General features: G+C 67.7%; 2 pseudogenes. One reads left to right on the forward strand and one right to left on the reverse strand.

The features are described from left to right. Nucleotides 1–569, forward strand: a pseudogene (locus tag KZA10_RS14285) (LacI family DNA-binding transcriptional regulator); the annotation flags it as partial. 62 nt (nucleotides 570–631) lie between these two features. On the opposite strand, the pseudogene KZA10_RS14290 reads toward KZA10_RS14285, so the two are convergent. Further along, nucleotides 632–1,399 (reverse strand): annotated as a pseudogene (locus tag KZA10_RS14290) (chorismate-binding protein); the annotation flags it as partial. Nucleotides 1,400–1,689 lie beyond the last annotated feature (290 nt).

Here is a 1,689-nt window from a genome sequence, read left to right on the forward strand (position 1 = left end):
GCCCGGAGGCCCTCGCCGCCGTGCGCGCCGCGATCGATGAGCTGAACTACGTGCCCAACCGCGCGGCACGCTCCCTCGCCTCCCGGCAGACGCACGCGATCGCCCTGATCGTGCCGGAGGACACCACCCGCTTCTTCGGCGACCCGTTCTTCGCGGCCATCGTCGCCGGGATCACGGGTGCACTCGGCGGCTCGGACTACCTGCTCAACCTGCTCATCGCGAGCGATGACCCCGGCGACAAGATGACCAGCTTCGTGCGCAACGGCGGCGTCGACGGCGCGTTGATCGTGTCGCATCACACGAGCGACGCGTTCGTCGATCGGATCGCGGATGCCGTGCCGGTCGTCTTCGGTGGACGCCCCGTGCGTCGGCGCGACGGCGACTACGTCGTCGATGTCGACAACGTGGCCGGAGCGAGGAACGCCACCCGTCGCCTGATCGACATCGGGCGCACGCGCATCGCCACGATCTCGGGTCCGCTCACGATGGTCGCCTCGGAAGATCGTGTGCAGGGGTTCCGCGCGGCTCTCGCGGACGCCGGACTCACTCCGTATGCGGAGGAGGAAGGTAGGGAGCTGCGTCCGCGAAGCATGTACTCGGTGTGCGTGAGCCGCGACATCTCCTTGAGGTGGGGGCCGGTGATCCGCCCACCGTCGGAGCACACGGCGCTCATCATCTTGAGTTCCTCGTCGACGACCATGAACAGTTCCTCGGTCTCCTTGGTCGAGGCGAGGAAGTCGATCAGCGTCTCCTTCGTCGAACCACCGGCCGGGTGACGGAACGTTCCGGAGATCGGGTTCATCGTGACGATGCCTTCGCGGGCGACCACATGGGCCTCCGGGCTGGCGCCGACGGCGATGTGCCCGGGAGTGACGACGGCGAAAGTCCAGTAGGCGCCGCGTTCGTGCGTGAGCAGCGCACGGAACCAGGTGAGGGCGGCCGTCCGGTCGTCGACGTCGATGCCGGCGGTGAAATCGCGCCGGATGACGAAGTTCGCACCCTCCCCACGGCCGATCTCCTCGGCGATGACCTTCTCGACGATCGCGGCGTACTCGGCGTCGGCGATGTCGAAGCCGTCGTCGTGAAGCGCGACGGGTGTGCGGGGGAGGGCCGTGAGAAGTTCCGCGGTGGGCAGGTGCAGGTGCTCGTCGACGACCACGCACCGCAGCGGGGCACCGTCGTCCTGGGCGACGAACCCGCGTTCACGCACCTGGCGATAGGGGACCATCGAGAACACCTCGCGAGGGGTGCCGTCGATGGTCAGCGGGATGTCCGCGAGCAGATCGACGTCGACGACCTCCCCGCTGAGCAGCTCGACGGTGTCGGCGCCGTCACGTGCGATCAGCACGAAGGACGCCGTCGGATCGGCGCTGAGCTCGGCGAGTCGTGAGAGGGTCATCGATGTCTCCTGTGCTGTGCTCCGGCTCGGCGCAACGAAAAGACCGCCGAGGTCGGCGGTCTGAATTCGTGGGAACGCGAACACACCGCCTAGAAGGCGGGCCACCAGGTGAAGTTCGCGAGCATGGGGCCGAAACTACCACATCGCGCTCGGGCCGCCACGCGCGATCGACCGCGAGGCAGAGGCGCGCTCGTGGCGCTCAGAGCTCGACAACGAGGTGATCTGATGCCCGTCGTGGTCGATATCGATGTGATGATGGCGCGGCGGAAGATGAGCGTCGGCGAACTCGC

This window comes from Microbacterium sp. BF1 (assembly GCF_019279095.1).
Taxonomy (GTDB): domain Bacteria; phylum Actinomycetota; class Actinomycetes; order Actinomycetales; family Microbacteriaceae; genus Microbacterium; species Microbacterium maritypicum.